Origin of the sequence: Yersinia sp. 2542 StPb PI (genome assembly GCF_048593855.1) — a bacterium.
Taxonomy (GTDB): Bacteria; Pseudomonadota; Gammaproteobacteria; order Enterobacterales; family Enterobacteriaceae; genus Yersinia; species Yersinia enterocolitica_E.
This window is the reverse complement of sequence record NZ_JAZGQA010000473.1, coordinates 1-661: the sequence shown is the minus strand read 5'-3', so window position 1 is coordinate 661 and position 661 is coordinate 1. Positions and strand designations below refer to the sequence as shown.

Genomic DNA, 661 nt, shown 5'->3' with positions numbered 1-661 from the left:
AAATATAAATAGCAACATAAATAAAGTATTCCCTGCCATTTAGGGTGTCGCTTAAGTTTGAACGTTGTGCTGTGTTTCACTATGGTTGCATAGTACTCCATATTACCCTGAGATATACATAATTCATTGATGGTATCTTTTATTTCATAATAGACACAGCTTATAATATTGTGTGAATTTAGTTCCCTTCCGATTTCTGATACTGAAAAATCTCTCGCACCACCATTATACCCCCTAATTGCATTCAAATTACCTTCATCATGTAGAATGGAAGTGATCTGTTGTGCTGTGGCAGGACTAATTCTTTTTGAAAGAATATTCAGCGTCCTCTTTCTTTCAAAGTTTAAAGCTTCTGAAACCAGGTTCTGGACAGTGCTGTAACCGGGGAGTGCTATGCGTCGCTGCCCCAAAAATGCAAGTAGCTCATCAAAAATATATTTTGGTTCCATGCATATAGTTGCCACATCATTCAGGCGTTCGGTTAGCTCATTTTTAATCGATGGTGTCAGTTGTTCAAATCCAAGGGTAGATAGCATTCGTTTGACAAGGCGAGACTTCGTACTTTTCGGTAAGTCTATATTTAGATTTGTACTTTTATTTTTATAATACGTATGGATGATGTGCTTTATGTCACCTCTTACATTTTTTGATGTAAATTCAG

The 661-nt window shown here is 36.5% G+C and carries 1 protein-coding gene; it reads right to left on the bottom strand.

Going from position 1 to position 661, the window contains the following annotated elements:
- A partial coding sequence (locus V1952_RS22355; RefSeq protein WP_420075613.1) for a DUF4158 domain-containing protein occupies positions 1-661 on the bottom strand: 661 nt, incomplete at both ends.